The following is a 14,045-nucleotide window of genomic DNA, read 5'->3' as shown; positions in this document are numbered from 1 at the left end:
GGCCGTTTTTAATAGGATGGAGTTCCTCTATGGAATATGATGCACAGAGCATTAAAGTCTTGGAAGGACTGGATGCGGTGCGGAAGAGGCCGGGTATGTACATTGGAGATACCGGTACGTACGGCCTCCACCATATTGCCTATGAAGTCATTGACAACAGTGTGGACGAGGCCATGGGAGGATTCTGTACCGCAATAGATGTGGTCGTCCACATGGAAAACAGCCTGACGGTTACGGACGACGGGCGGGGAATTCCGGTCAAAATTCACCCCACGGAAAAGATATCGGCTGCGGAAGTTGTCATGACCAAACTTCATGCCGGAGGAAAATTCGACAGTGATTCCTATAAGGTTTCCGGAGGTCTTCACGGCGTAGGGGTATCCGTGACCAATGCCCTTTCAGAATGGCTGGAACTCGAGATCAAACGGGATGGCGCCGTTTATCATCAGCGGTATGAAAACGGCGTGCCCGCAGCGCCCTTGGAGAAATTGGGCAAGACCCAAAAGACCGGAACCAAGATCACCTTCCGGCCCAATCAGGCAATCTTCGAGGTGACCGAGTTTAGTTTTGACCTTCTCTCCAAGAGACTTCGGGAGCTTTCGTTTCTCAACAAGGGACTGAAGATTTCTCTGGTCGACGAGCGAAGCGGGGAAGAAAAGATCTTTCTCTATAAAGGCGGGATCACTTCGTTTGTGCAGCACTTGAACAAGAATAAAACCGCTCTTCATAACAAACCGATCTATTTCGAACAACAAAGGGAAGGCGTCAGCGTAGAGATTGCCATGCAGTATAACGACGGATATGCTGAGAATATCTACGCCTTTGCAAACAATATCCACACCGTGGATGGCGGGACACATTTGATCGGGTTCAAGTCGGCCTTGACGCGCACCTTGAACACCTATGCCGCTCAGAACAACCTCCTGAAGAAAATGGATAAACCTCTGAGCGGGGATGATGTGCGGGAAGGTCTGACCGCCGTCATCAGCGTGAAGGTCTCGGATCCTCAGTTTGAAGGGCAGACCAAGACCAAACTGGGAAACAGCAATGTCAAGGGAATCGTGGAGTCCGTGGTGAACGAAGCCCTGAATATCTTTCTTGAAGAGAACCCGCCCATAGCAAAAAAGATCGTCTTGAAGTCGCTCAATGCGCTTATGGCTCGGGAGGCGGCCCGCAAGGCCCGAGATTTGACGCGTCGGAAAGGCGTCTTGGAAGGGAATTCACTTCCTGGTAAACTCGCGGACTGTTCGGAAAAGGATCCTGCGTTCAGCGAAATTTTTATCGTGGAAGGGGATTCAGCAGGCGGCTCGGCCAAGATGGGGAGAGACCGGAAAACTCAGGCCATCCTTCCGCTCAAGGGTAAGATCCTGAATGTGGAGAAGGCCCGGTACGAGAAGATGCTTTCCTCACAGGAGATCCGGGTTCTCATTACGGCCCTCGGGACCGGCATCGGCAAGGAGGATTTTGATATTTCCAAGATCCGATACCACAAGGTCATCATCATGACGGATGCGGATGTGGACGGCGCCCATATCGCCACGCTTCTTTTGACCTTTTTTTACCGGCAGATGCTTCCGGTCATCGAGAAAGGGTATCTCTATCTTGCCCAGCCGCCCTTATACAAGGTGAAACGGGGGAAAGAGGAGAAGTACATTCCTGACGAGGCCACCATGGAGGATTATCTTCTGAACTCCGGGATCACCGGGTTGAAGGTCATAAAAGAAAACGGAGGAGGGGCCTTTACGAACCAGAAGGGGATTCAGGTTCTAAAAAACCTGGTCCGGTATGAGAAAATTTTGGAGCGTTTTGAGAGGAAGCGGATCCACGCAAATGTTCTGCGGGCCATGGTTTTGGAAGGCGGGCTCAAAGAGGAGACCCTGAAGACCCGGGAGGGGTTGAAAGAAGGGATGAATCGGGCCATCAAATATTTACAGATTTTTTTTCCGGAAATCTCCAAATCCTCGGTGCAGATTGAAACGGACGAGGAATACGAATGTTTCAAGGCCATCTTTGTGATTAAAAAGAACGGGGGGGCCCAGAATGTCGAGATCGGGAAGGAGCTTCTCGAGTCCCCCGAATACAAGGAACTCCTCCAACTGAACCCTCGAACCCAGGGGCTTGGTCTGCCCCCGTATCATGTTGAAGAAGACGGCGAGCCCATAAAGTTCAACACCTCCAAGGAACTGGTGAATTTCATCCTGGAGCGGGGGAAGAAGGGCCTCAGCATACAACGGTATAAAGGGCTTGGTGAAATGAATCCGGAACAACTCTGGGAAACGACCATGAATGTGGAGAAGAGAAGGCTTTTGCAGATTAAAATTGAAGATGCCGTGGAGGCGGACGAGATCTTTACGATCCTCATGGGGGACCAGGTGGAACCCAGAAGGGCCTTTATCGAAGAGAATTCCCTGAAGGTGAAGAACTTGGATATTTAAATCACTTAACCCCCGACAAAGCCGGGGGTTGAGTGATTTAAAAAGAGGAAGAAGATGGAACAACAAGGCGTCATCCTACCCATGAATATTGAAGAAACCATGAAACGGTCCTACCTGGACTATTCCATGAGCGTCATCGTAGGGAGGGCCCTGCCGGATATCCGGGACGGCCTCAAGCCTGTTCATCGGCGAATCCTGTATGCCATGTTTCGGGAGGGCCTTCTTTCCAACAAAAAACACTCCAAGTCGGCCGGGGTGGTCGGAGAGGTTCTCAAAAAATTTCATCCCCATGGCGACTCCGCGGTCTATGACAGCATGGTGCGCATGGCCCAGGAATGGAACCTGCGTTATCCGCTCATTGACGGTCAGGGGAATTTCGGTTCGGTCGATGGGGATTCTGCAGCGGCCTATCGGTACACCGAAGCCCGGCTGACCCGGATCGCCGAAGAGATGCTGGCCGATATTGACAAGGAAACCATCGATTACATGCCGAATTTTGATGGTTCCCATCAGGAGCCGGCGGTCCTCCCGACTCAAATACCCAATCTCCTGATCAATGGGTCTTCAGGAATCGCCGTGGGAATGGCCACCAACATTCCGCCGCACAATCTTAATGAAATCGTGGATGCCCTGAACCTCCTGATCGACCATCCTGCGGCCGGGATCAATGAGATCTTAACCGTTCTCCATGGCCCGGATTTTCCCACCGGGGGGTTTATCCTCGGGCAGGAAGGAATTCGGGAGGCCTATACCACCGGCCGGGGCAAACTGACCCTTCAAGCCAGGACCCTGGTCGAGAGGTCTCAGAGAAAAGGGGCCAAGGACGCCATTGTGATTACCGAGATTCCGTATGGATTGAACAAAGCTAAACTCATCGAGGATATCGCACATCTGGTGCAGGATAAAAAGGTTGAAGGGATTACGGATATCCGGGATGAATCCGACCGTGACGGCATGCGGATCGTCCTGGAACTGCGCAAATACGAAGTAGCAGAGGTCCTTCTGAACCGGCTTTTCAAACATACCAATCTCAGGACCACGTTCGGCGTGATCATGCTGGCCCTGGTCAACAATCAGCCTCGGGTCCTGACCCTCATGGAGATGCTTCGGCTCTTTTTAGACCACCGGAAGGAGGTCGTGACTCGGAGGAGTCTTTTCGACCTTAAACGCGCCCAGGACCGGGCGCATATCCTGGAGGGGTTTAAGATCGTTCTCGACAACCTGGATGCGGTGATCCGGCTGATCAGAAACTCCTCGGATCCCGAGGCCGCCAGATTCGCCCTGATCAAGGAATATGCCCTATCAGAGGCACAAGCCAGAGCCGTCCTGGACATGAGGCTTCAGCGCCTGACCGGCATGGAGAGGAACAAGATCCTGTCTGAACTCAAAGAGACCTATGAGCTGATCAAAAAACTTCAGTATATCCTGGCCCATGACGAAGAGGTTCTGAAAATCATCAGGGAGGAGTTGAAGGAGATCCGGGAAAGATATGGAGATCCGAGAAGAACCGAGATCGTCGCTCAAAAATCGGAAATCAAGCTGGAGGATCTGATCGCCGAAGAGGATATGGTGATCACCATTTCCCATTCCGGATATATCAAAAGAAACGCCGTGAGCCTTTACCGTGCACAGCGGCGGGGAGGCCGGGGTGTCACCGGCATGGACACCAAAGAGGAGGATTTTGTCGAGCGGCTTTTCGTAGCCAGGACGCACGACTACCTCCTTTTCTTTACGGACGGCGGGAAGGTCTATTGGCTGAAGGTTCATGAGATCCCTCAGGCCGGGCGTGCCGCCCGCGGCAAGGCCATGGTCAATCTCCTGCAGATCGGGTCCGAGCAGAAGATCACGAATACGCTTCCGGTCAAGGATTTTGAAGAAAATAAGTTTATCATCATGGCCACGAAGAAAGGGATCGTCAAGAAGACCGCTCTTTCCGCTTATAGCCGCCCGCGCGCGAACGGAATTACGGCCCTGACCTTGGACTCCGGCGATGAGTTGATCCGTACCGCCATCACCAACAATGAACAGGATATCCTTTTGGGGACCAGAGACGGATTCGCTATCCGGTTCCATGAGTCCCAGGTCAGATCCATGGGGAGAGTCTCCAGGGGGGTGAAGGGGATCTCCCTTCGCAAGGGCGACGAAGTGGTCGGCATGGAAGTGGTGAATCCGGCGGCCACCCTCCTTGCGGTAGCCGAAAACGGATATGGAAAGCGGACCAGTGTTTCCGAGTATCCCGTTCAAAGCCGGGGAGGAAAAGGGGTGATCACCATCAAGACCACAGAGAGAAACGGCAAGGTTGTCGGCATCTGGCAGGTCACGGACGAAGACGATCTGATGATGATCACCCGGAACGGACAGGTCATTCGAATGAAGGTCAGCGGGGTTTCTGTGATCGGCCGGAACACCCAGGGAGTGAAACTCATCGGGATAGAAAAAAATGACAAGGTTACAGGTATTGCCACACTGGCGGAGAAAGAGGATGAGGAGGAACCGGCCGGTTAAAGTCAATGGCATTTTGTTTTTTATTCTGATCTTGTTTACAGCCTGCCGGAATACCTCCTCGTCGGAATTCCTTCTCAAAGCCGGAGATGCCCTGCGGGAAGGGAAGGTGGAAGAAGCCCTTTCCTATTATAACAGGGCAGCCGAACGATCTCCAAACTCGCCAACCTCACAAGAAGCCCTGTATTTCATCGGAAGGGTTCACCGGCTCTTTAAAAAACAGCCCAAAGAGGCCCTGTTTTTTTTTAGAGGAGCGGTTTCTCAGGGGAATATTACCCCCTATTGTGAAAAGGCACAGGAAACCATTGCGGACATCTATTACTCGGATCTAAAAGATTACAAAAAGGCCATTGTCGAATTCCAGAAGTTGGTCAACCAGTTTCCCGGATCCAAGCTTTTGGCAGAGGCGCAGTTCCAGATCGCCCAGTGTTACATGGCTCTCGGCGATGATGAACAGGCAGAGATGGAATACTCCGCGCTTCTCGATCGTTACGGCGCCGGCGAATACCGGGATGCCGCCGCTTACTGGATCTGTGTGATCCATTTCAGGCAGGGAAAATTTGCAGAGGCCAGAAAGGGATTTGAAAACTTTATTGCCCTGTACGGTGACAGCCCCTTGGCTGCGAATGCAAAACTTGGTTTGGCGGACACCCTCGAAGAGATGGGTGAAACCGAAGAGGCCGTCAGCGTGCTGGGGTCTTTGGAGAAAGACTATCCCAACAAAGAGATTATTCTTCGAAAGGTCGACAATCTGCTGAAGAAGAAGGCCGTAAGACCAGGCGTCAAATCGAAAGGGTAACCCCCTGCAACCCGCACGTCCGTGAGGCCATGCGGAGCCGGGGAAGCCCGGGACTTTCGGGTGTCATGGGATAAAATCGGTTTTCAAGAAGGCATACCTGAAAATAATTTGACTTCATTTCATCAGGATGATAACGTACAATTTCCCATTTTTTTCATCTTGAGACAGGTTTCCGCATGTTTGATGCAAAGTTTGTGAGAAACAATATTGAAGCCATTGAGCAGATGACAGCTCGTCGGGGAGAGCCGTTTTCTCTGGACCAGTTCGTCCAACTGGACCAGGAAAACAGCCGCATTAGGACCCGACTTGAGGAAATACAGCACAAGATCAATGTGGTTTCAAAAAAAATCGGCCGGCTCAAGAGGGAGAACAAAGAATCTTCCTCGCTGCAGGAGGAGATGAAGGATGTCTCGGCGGAGATTAAGGATCTGAAGAAAAAAAAGGTGGAAGTCGAGGCCTCCACACAGGAAATCCTGCTTAGGATACCGAATTTCCCGCACCCCTCGGTTCCGGAAGGGAAGGGCGAAGAAGACAATCCGGAAGTGAAAAGATGGGGAAAGCCGCCGGAATTTGATTTTCCTCCCCAGGCCCATTGGGATATTGGTGAAAAACTGGATATCCTGGATTTTAAACGGGGGAGCAAACTGGCCGGCGCCAGGTTTACATTGTACAAAGGCGAAGGCGCCCTTCTGGAGCGGGCGCTGATCAATCTTATGCTGGATATCCATACCAGGGAAAAAGGGTATCAGGAAATCCTTCCCCCTTTTATGGTCAACCGGGCGACCATGACCGGAACCGGACAACTGCCTAAGTTTGAAGAGGATCTTTTTCGTGTATTCAAGGATGAGAACGAGGATTTTTTTCTGATTCCTACGGCGGAAGTCCCGGTGACAAACATTTATAGCCAGGAGATCCTGGAGCCGGGCCGGCTCCCCATCTATTTTACCGCTTATACTCCATGTTTTCGGCGGGAAGCCGGATCCTACGGGAAAGACACCCGGGGCCTGATTCGACAGCACCAGTTTAACAAGGTTGAATTGGTCAAACTGGTGGAGCCCGAGAATTCCTATCAGGAGCTGGAAAGGCTTCTTGAGGATGCAGAGGATATCCTGAAACGTCTTGGCCTGCACTACCGCGTCGTGACCCTCTGCACAGGAGACATCGGATTTGCTGCTTCTAAGACCTATGACATCGAGGTTTGGCTGCCGGGGCAGAATGCCTACCGGGAGATCTCTTCATGCAGCAATTATGAGGACTTTCAAGCCCGCAGGGCATCGATCCGTTATCGGCCGGTTTCCGGCGCAAAGCCGGAGCTGGTCCATACCCTGAACGGCTCCGGATTGGCCGTAGGGAGAACATTGGTCGCTATTCTTGAAAATTACCAGCAAAAGGATGGCAGCGTCATCATACCCGATCTGCTCCGTCCTTATATGAACGGCCTTGAGAGGATTGAATCGAAGAATTCTGATCGTGCCGTATAGAAAAGAGAGGAGGAGTGGCCGAGAGGTCGAAGGCGGCGGTCTTGAAAACCGTTGTGCGAAAGCACCGTGGGTTCGAATCCTACCTCCTCCGCCATTTTTTCGCTTCACGAAAAAAGAGGCCATTTGCTGAAGCAAATTGCGTTTTAAAATTTTTACGCAGGAAAAATTTTAGGAGAGATGGCCGAGTCGGCTGAAGGCGCTCGCCTGCTAAGCGAGTGTAGGGTCTTAAAGCTCTACCGAGGGTTCGAATCCCTCTCTCTCCGCCATTTTTTCGCTTCGCGAAAAAAGAGGCCATTTGCCTACGCAAATGGCAATTAAAATTCTTATGTGGTAAGAATTTCAGCGCCCATAGCTCAATTGGATAGAGCGTTGGACTACGAATCCAAAGGTCGCAGGTTCGAATCCTGCTGGGCGCACCATGTTTGATTAATAAATATGGATCATCCCCAAAAGAGCGGGTGAAAACATCAGGGGTCAAGGGGTCAAGGATTCCAGGGGTCAAGTGAAGTGCTCAAAAACTACAAGGAATTAAAGGTTTGACAGAAGTCTTATCAATTATGCTTGGAGATTTACAAAATAACAAACTGATAAAATCACTGGAAAACAAACACTTGACCCCTCGAACCCTGGAATCCTCGAACCCTTTTTACCCACTAAATGGGAGAAGAACCATAAATATAAACTCCTTATGGAAAAGCAGGACTCCTTAGATCGGTACTATATGTCGTTAGCGCTGGAACAGGCGCACAAGGCATCGGCCTGCCAGGAGATTCCTATCGGCGCTGTAGCCGTGTTCGGCGATCAGGTCGTCGGAAGAGGGTACAATCTGAAAGAAACCTTAAAGGATCCGACGGCACACGCCGAAGTCATTGCGCTTCGCGACGCGGCAGCTATGCTGAATCGGTGGCGGCTTACCGATGTAACCCTGTATGTCACGGTTGAGCCTTGTGTCATGTGCGCAGGGGCCATGATTCAGTCCCGTCTCGGCCGGCTGGTTTATGCCGCGAGAGACCCAAAGGGAGGAGCCTCTGGATCTGAATACCATATCCTGCAGGATTTTCGCCTGAACCATCAGGTCCCTGTGACAGGTGGGGTTTTGGAAAAAGAAGCGAGTTTATTGTTAAAAGATTTTTTTTCACGAATCAGATCTACGCCATTTTTTCGCTTCGCGAAAAAAGAAGCCATTGGCTGAAACCAATTGCAATGAATATTTTTCGAAGAAAAATTTTAGGAGAGATGGCCGAGCTGGTCGAAGGCGCCTGACTCGAAATCAGGTGTGGGTTCATCCCACCGGGGGTTCGAATCCCTCTCTCTCCGCCAGCAGCTCACTTTGGTATAACGCAGAGACGCAATGAGCGATGAAACCCTGACAGGATTGGTGGGATTCGAAGCCCCGGGGTCGGGGGTTCGACCCCAAGATACCTTAATGTTGTAGCCGCCGGAGGCGGCAAGGATATGAGAAGCGGGGCGTGCGGCGCTCCGGAACTTCGTTCCGGAGCGGTAAAGCACAATCCCTCTCTCTCCGCCATTTTTTCGTTTCACGAAAAAAGAGGCAATTTGCTTCAGCAAATTGCGGCTAAAATTTTTGAAGAAAAATTTTAGGAGAGGTGACCGAGTGGCCGAAGGTGCACGACTGGAAATCGTGTGTAGCGAAAGTTACCGGGGGTTCGACTCCCCCCCTCTCCGCCATTTTTTCGCTTTGCGAAAAAAGAGGCAATCTGCTAAGGCAAATTGTAATTAAATTTTTTGAAGAAAAATTTTACGGTCGTTGTGCGGGCGAAGCGGTTCAGGTCCTGCGCAACGAGTACATGTGAACCGGGTCAGGCCGTGACAGGAGCAGCCCTAAGCGTGGAGTCTTGTGTGCCGCAGGGAAACCTGAAAGCGCTTCGTCCGCACAACGACCGTAAAAAAACAGGTTCCTAAATAAAATCAAAGGATGACGTGATGTCCTACAAAGTCCTGGCAAGAAAATATCGGCCGCAGTCTTTTGAAGACGTGATCGGACAAGAGCATATCACACGGACGTTGAGGAATGCCGTGGAATCCAAGAGAATCGCCCACGGCTTTCTTTTTTCCGGGATGAGGGGCGTGGGGAAGACCACCATGGCCAGGATTCTGGCCAAGGCCTTAAATTGCGAGAAAGGCCCGACGGTCTCGCCTTGCAACATCTGCTCTCATTGCACGGAGATCACGCAGGGGAATTCCATCGATGTGATCGAGATCGACGGGGCATCCAATACCGGCGTGGACGATATCCGGGAACTCAGGGAGAATGTTCTGTATGCGCCGGCAAGCGCCCGGTACAAGATTTATATCATTGATGAAGTGCACATGTTATCCAAAAGCGCTTTTAATGCCCTTCTCAAAACTTTGGAGGAGCCGCCGCCCCATGTGATCTTTGTTTTTGCAACCACGGATCCGCACAAGGTCCCCGTGACCATACAATCACGCTGTCAGTGTTTTCATTTTCGAAGCATCCCTGTTCAGAAGATTACCGAGGCCCTCCTCCGGATTGCTGAACAGGAAGGTTTTGCAATAGACCAGGAGTCGGCGCGTCTGATTGCCCGTGCATCCGAAGGGAGCATGCGGGATGCGCAGAGCCTGCTGGATCAGATCCTTTCTTTTTGCGGAGACAAGATAACGGTTGCGGATATTAAACTCGTTCTGGGGATCATCGACCCGGAGGTTTTGGACGAATGCAGTATCGGCCTGATTGAACAGGATGCTGAGCGCGTATTGAATCTGGTGGAAAAACTGAATTCTCTCGGTGTGGATCTGGTCGAGTTTTGCAGGGAACTTCAACTCTATTTCAGAAACCTTCTGATGATCAAGATCCTGAAGAGCCCGAAGACCGTGATTCATATCGAAGGGGAAGAGATCGACAAACTCCGCCCGATTTCCGAATCGGTGGAAGAGGGCCGGCTTCTTGCTTTTATTGAATACCTGAACAAGACCGAAGAGGAGCTCCGTCGTTCAGCACATCCGAGGACCATATTAGAGGTGGCGCTGGTCAAGATGACGCGCATTCAGCCCCTGCAGGAGTTCAAGGAGATCCTGGGAACGCTGGAAGCCCTGGAGCAGAAATTCCATGGAGGGGATTTAAGCGGCGGCCGGCCGCCGGCCCAAAACCCGGCGGTCAAAAAAACGGGTTCAGCCGGATCTGTTCCTGAACAGGGTCATCAATCCGGCAAGGAGGCGCCGGCCCCGTTCGATTGGGAAAAAATCGTGAATCATGCGAATACGGTCAACCCTCTGATCGGGTCTATTCTGGAACATGGATTTCTTGAAAAAGCAGAACCTCATAAGATGGTCATCGGGTTTAAAAAGAAGATCCACTACGACATGGCCAAGGGAAAAGAGCAAAAGATTAACGAAATAATCAAAGGACGGATGCAAGGGGGGTTTGCCCTAACCTTTTGCCTGCAAAACGGCGCAGAAACCGGGAAAAAAACACTGACAGAGAAAAAGGAAGACTTAAAGAGGGAGAAAAAGAACGAGCTTCTACAGGAGCACCTTGGAAACCATGTGGTTCAGGAGGCCTTAAGGATCTTCAAGGGTCAAGTTCAGGATGTGCGGGATTTTGGCGCCGACCACTAAGGAGGAAATCGATCATGTCATCCAATATGATCAATGAATTGATGCGGCAGGCCCAGCAGATGCAGGAGAGAATGAAACAGGTTCAGGAAGAGGCCGAGAAAAAAGTGATCGAGGCCTCATCCGGGGGCGGCATGGTGACGGTCAAGGTCAATGGACGGCAGGAAATCCTTTCCATACAGATTGAGCCTGAGATCGTGGATGCCGAGGATATAGAGATGCTGCAGGACCTCATCGTGGCGGCGGTGAACGAGGGAATCCGGCAATCCAAGGAGATGCTGCAGGATGAGATGAAGAAGCTGACGGGCGGTCTCAACATCAAGATTCCGGGACTCTTTTAATGAGAAATACGATTTCTGTATAGCGGACGCCCCCCTTTGGGGGGCATCCTGATGCCACCCGCTATGCGGGTTGAGAATCACCGGCTTAAACAAGGCGTGGGCGTGATGGAATCTTCCTCATTGAACAGGCTGATCGAGGAATTGAAACGGCTTCCCGGCATCGGGTCCAAGACCGCCCAGAGGCTTGCCTTTTTTCTAATGAAGATGCCGAAAGAGCGCGCCTTGGGGCTGGCCCGCGCCATTGAGGAACTCAAGGAGAAGACCCGCTTCTGTTCCAGATGCGGGAATCTCGCGGAATCGGAGCTTTGCAGTATCTGTAAAGATCCCAAGCGGGACCCCTCGATAATCTGCGTGGTGCAGGAGGCCATGGATGTAATGGCCATCGAAAAGACAGGAGAATACCGGGGGCAGTATCATGTGCTAAACGGCGCGCTTTCCCCTATCGATGCCGTTGGGCCTGAGGATCTGAACATACAGAACCTTGTCCGCCGTCTTGAAATCGAGCCGGTCAAGGAAGTGATCCTGGCGACGAACCCAACGATTGAAGGCGAGGCTACGGTCATGTACTTAGTCCAGCTTCTTCGATCGAATTACCGGTATAAAATAAGCCGGATCGCACACGGGATTCCCATGGGCGGGCATCTCGAATATGCGGATGAGGTGACCCTCTCCAAGGCCATGGAATGGAGGAGAGAACTCTGATACAGGGGGAATTTTAATTTCTCAAATAGTTTGTGAAATGAGCGGCAAATTTTCTATAAGGAAAGGAGATAAGGACTATGGGTATGACTGAAATACGCTGGCATGCACGAGCCGGGCAAGGGGCCGTAACCGCGGCCAAGGTCCTGGCCGAGGCCGCTATGGCCGAGGGCGGATATGTGCAGGCCTTTCCGGAGTATGGACCGGAGCGGATGGGCGCCCCCCTTCGCGCCTATAACCGGATCAGCGACGCTCCACTCACCATGCACTGCCAGGTGACCAACCCCAATGTGGTGATAGTCGTGGACAGCTCCCTGCTTGACACACTGGATGTCACCGAAGGGACTCCCGAGGACGCGGTCTTTCTGATCAACACCACCCATCCGCCCAAGGAACTCGCGAAAAAACTTGGCCGGCCGGAGGACAAGGTCTTCACCGTAGATGCAACGCAGATTTCCATGGACTGTCTGGGAAGGCCCATTCCCAACACCCCCTTGCTGGGGGCGCTGGCCCGCGTTACCGGGCTGGTGACGCTCGAGACCATGCTCAAGGATATGAAGAAGACCCTCGGCAAAAAGTTTCCGGAAAAAATCATCCAGGGGAACACCGAGTCCGTGGAACGGGCCTACAAGGAGGTAAAAGGAATATGAGCGAACTTAAAAGCTGGAAAGAAATCCCCATGGGAGGGGTCATCGAAGAGGCCGGAAACGCCGACCAATATACCACCGGCGGGTGGCGGACCTTCAAACCGGTCCTGGACGAAAACAAGTGCATACACTGCCTGATCTGCTGGATCTCCTGTCCGGACTCGGCCATCATTGTCAAAGACGAAAAGATGACCGGCTTCAACTACAAACACTGCAAGGGATGCGGAGCCTGTGCCGATGTTTGTCCAAAGAAGGTTCAGGCCATCACCATGGCGCAGGAAGGGAAATAGGGTAGAACGTTAGATAACGATGAATAAGGAAGACAAAGGAGAACCCATGGGACAGAAAGTAGCAATGACAGGAAACATCGCCGTGGCCAACGCGATGCGGCAGATCAACCCCGACGTCTGTGCCGCCTACCCGATTACCCCGTCCACGGAGATCATGCAGCAGTTTTCCAGCTTTGTAGCCGACGGTGAGGTCAAAACCGTTCTGGTGCCGGCCGAGAGCGAGCACAGCGCCATGAGCGCATGCATCGGTGCGGCCGCGGCAGGAGGCCGGGTCATGACCGCCACCTCTTCGCAGGGGCTCGCCCTCATGTGGGAGATGCTCTTCATCGCTGCAGGGAACCGCCTCCCTATCGTGCTTGCTATGGCCAACCGGGCTTTGTCTGCGCCCATCAACATCCACGGCGACACATCGGATGCCATGGGGGCCAGGGATTCCGGATGGATCCAGCTATTTTCTGAAAACGCGCAGGAGGCCTACGACAATGTGATTCAGGCCGTCCGTATCTCCGAACATATGGATGTCCGCCTCCCGGTCATGGTCGGCATGGACGGTTTCATCATCAGCCACTCCATCGAGAGCATGGAACTTCTCGATGACAAGGTGGTCCGGGATTTCATCGGGGAATATATCCCCAACCGTCCTCTCCTTGACGTGGATAACCCCATGACCTACGGTCCTCTGGACCTTCAGGACTACTATATCGAGCACAAACGGCAGGAGTATGAGGCCATGAAGAACGCCAAGCCCGTCATCCTGGAGATCGCCGAAAGGTTCGGCAAGATCTCGGGAAGGCAATACGGTCTATTTGAGGCCTACCGCCTGGATGATGCGGAAGTCGCCGTCGTGGTGTTGAACTCCGCAGCCGGCACGGTCAAGGCCGTGGTGGATGAACTGCGCGTCAAGGGGATCAAGGCAGGACTTTTGAAGCCCAGGGTTTTTCGTCCCTTCCCGGCAGACGAGATCGCCCAGGCGCTCTCAGGCTTGAAAGCGGTCTGCGTGATGGACCGCGCCGACGGCGTCAATGGTTTGAGCGGTCCGCTCTTTTCTGAGTTCCGATCGGCCCTCTATGACGCAGCCGCGCGGCCTCTGATGATCAACAAGATCTTCGGACTTGGAGGAAGAGACCTGGGACTCCAGCATGTCAGGGACGTCTTTCAGGAACTTCTGAAGATATCCGAGACCGGGAAGATCGAAACATTGGCCGAGTATATGACGGTACGAAACTGAACAAGGAGCCTATCATGACCAAGCTGACC

The 14,045-nt window shown here is 52.3% G+C and carries 11 protein-coding genes, 5 tRNA genes and 1 other RNA gene; all 17 read left to right on the top strand.

Annotated elements, in window-relative coordinates:
• The first annotated feature begins 29 nt into the window (after nt 1–29).
• The 17 genes from AUK29_05070 to porA all read left to right on the top strand — a co-directional run bounded on the left by AUK29_05070 (nt 30) and on the right by porA (nt 14,016).
• On the top strand, nt 30–2,435 hold the full coding sequence (locus tag AUK29_05070; GenBank protein ID OIP64231.1) for a DNA gyrase subunit B: 2,406 nt from the start codon (nt 30–32) through the stop codon (nt 2,433–2,435).
• 54 nt (nt 2,436–2,489) lie between these two features.
• Entirely contained in the window at nt 2,490–4,940 is a 2,451-nt protein-coding gene (locus tag AUK29_05065; GenBank protein ID OIP64230.1) for a DNA gyrase subunit A, read from the top strand.
• Nucleotides 4,918–5,736: a hypothetical protein gene (locus tag AUK29_05060; protein ID OIP64229.1), complete on the top strand. Its 819-nt coding sequence runs from the start codon at nt 4,918–4,920 to the stop codon at nt 5,734–5,736. Before AUK29_05065 ends, AUK29_05060 begins: the two co-directional genes overlap by 23 nt.
• 176 nt (nt 5,737–5,912) lie before the next feature.
• A complete protein-coding gene (locus AUK29_05055; protein OIP64228.1) occupies nt 5,913–7,217 on the top strand; it encodes a serine--tRNA ligase in 1,305 nt (434 codons plus the stop codon).
• A gap of 8 nt (nt 7,218–7,225) precedes the next feature.
• A tRNA-Ser gene (locus AUK29_05050) sits at nt 7,226–7,311 on the top strand.
• 77 nt (nt 7,312–7,388) lie between these two features.
• Nucleotides 7,389–7,483: transfer RNA gene (locus AUK29_05045), tRNA-Ser, on the top strand.
• Nucleotides 7,484–7,559: 76 nt separating this feature from the next.
• Nucleotides 7,560–7,636, top strand: a tRNA-Arg gene (locus AUK29_05040).
• 269 nt (nt 7,637–7,905) lie between these two features.
• Entirely contained in the window at nt 7,906–8,409 is a 504-nt protein-coding gene (locus AUK29_05035; GenBank protein ID OIP64227.1) for a tRNA-specific adenosine deaminase, read from the top strand.
• Between the two features lie 38 nt (nt 8,410–8,447).
• A tRNA-Ser gene (locus AUK29_05030) sits at nt 8,448–8,537 on the top strand.
• Between the two features lie 281 nt (nt 8,538–8,818).
• Nucleotides 8,819–8,906 (top strand) — tRNA-Ser (locus tag AUK29_05025).
• Between the two features lie 27 nt (nt 8,907–8,933).
• Nucleotides 8,934–9,134: signal recognition particle sRNA large type (gene ffs / locus AUK29_05020), an RNA gene on the top strand.
• A gap of 27 nt (nt 9,135–9,161) precedes the next feature.
• Entirely contained in the window at nt 9,162–10,814 is a 1,653-nt protein-coding gene (locus tag AUK29_05015) for a DNA polymerase III, subunit gamma and tau (protein OIP64226.1), read from the top strand.
• 14 nt (nt 10,815–10,828) lie between these two features.
• Entirely contained in the window at nt 10,829–11,152 is a 324-nt protein-coding gene (locus AUK29_05010) for a YbaB/EbfC family nucleoid-associated protein (GenBank protein ID OIP64225.1), read from the top strand.
• Between the two features lie 105 nt (nt 11,153–11,257).
• Complete coding sequence (locus tag AUK29_05005; GenBank protein ID OIP64256.1) at nt 11,258–11,854, top strand: recombination protein RecR; 597 nt, start codon at nt 11,258–11,260, stop codon at nt 11,852–11,854.
• An 83-nt stretch (nt 11,855–11,937) separates the two neighbouring features.
• Nucleotides 11,938–12,501, top strand: coding sequence for a pyruvate synthase (locus AUK29_05000; GenBank protein ID OIP64255.1), 564 nt, complete (start codon nt 11,938–11,940; stop codon nt 12,499–12,501).
• On the top strand, nt 12,498–12,788 hold the full coding sequence (locus AUK29_04995) for a ferredoxin (GenBank protein ID OIP64224.1): 291 nt from the start codon (nt 12,498–12,500) through the stop codon (nt 12,786–12,788). Before AUK29_05000 ends, AUK29_04995 begins: the two co-directional genes overlap by 4 nt.
• 46 nt (nt 12,789–12,834) lie before the next feature.
• On the top strand, nt 12,835–14,016 hold the full coding sequence (gene porA / locus AUK29_04990; protein ID OIP64254.1) for a pyruvate ferredoxin oxidoreductase: 1,182 nt from the start codon (nt 12,835–12,837) through the stop codon (nt 14,014–14,016).
• Nucleotides 14,017–14,045 lie beyond the last annotated feature (29 nt).

Source organism: Nitrospirae bacterium CG2_30_53_67, from assembly GCA_001873285.1.
Taxonomy (GTDB): Bacteria; CG2-30-53-67; CG2-30-53-67; order CG2-30-53-67; family CG2-30-53-67; genus CG2-30-53-67.
The sequence above is the reverse complement of the archived record's forward strand: the minus strand, read 5'-3'. Positions and strand labels throughout refer to the sequence as shown.

Bases quoted from the DNA above. Each gene is read 5' to 3' on its own strand.
- AUK29_05000 (OIP64255.1), top strand. From the start codon at position 11,938: ATGACTGAAATACGCTGGCATGCACGAGCCGGGCAAGGGGCCGTAACC.
- AUK29_05010 (OIP64225.1), top strand. From the start codon at position 10,829: ATGTCATCCAATATGATCAATGAATTGATGCGGCAGGCCCAGCAGATG.
- AUK29_05005 (OIP64256.1), top strand. From the start codon at position 11,258: ATGGAATCTTCCTCATTGAACAGGCTGATCGAGGAATTGAAACGGCTT.
- AUK29_05055 (OIP64228.1), top strand. From the start codon at position 5,913: ATGTTTGATGCAAAGTTTGTGAGAAACAATATTGAAGCCATTGAGCAG.
- AUK29_05070 (OIP64231.1), top strand. From the start codon at position 30: ATGGAATATGATGCACAGAGCATTAAAGTCTTGGAAGGACTGGATGCG.
- AUK29_05065 (OIP64230.1), top strand. From the start codon at position 2,490: ATGGAACAACAAGGCGTCATCCTACCCATGAATATTGAAGAAACCATG.
- AUK29_05035 (OIP64227.1), top strand. From the start codon at position 7,906: ATGGAAAAGCAGGACTCCTTAGATCGGTACTATATGTCGTTAGCGCTG.
- AUK29_04995 (OIP64224.1), top strand. From the start codon at position 12,498: ATGAGCGAACTTAAAAGCTGGAAAGAAATCCCCATGGGAGGGGTCATC.
- porA (OIP64254.1), top strand. From the start codon at position 12,835: ATGGGACAGAAAGTAGCAATGACAGGAAACATCGCCGTGGCCAACGCG.
- AUK29_05060 (OIP64229.1), top strand. From the start codon at position 4,918: ATGAGGAGGAACCGGCCGGTTAAAGTCAATGGCATTTTGTTTTTTATT.
- AUK29_05015 (OIP64226.1), top strand. From the start codon at position 9,162: ATGTCCTACAAAGTCCTGGCAAGAAAATATCGGCCGCAGTCTTTTGAA.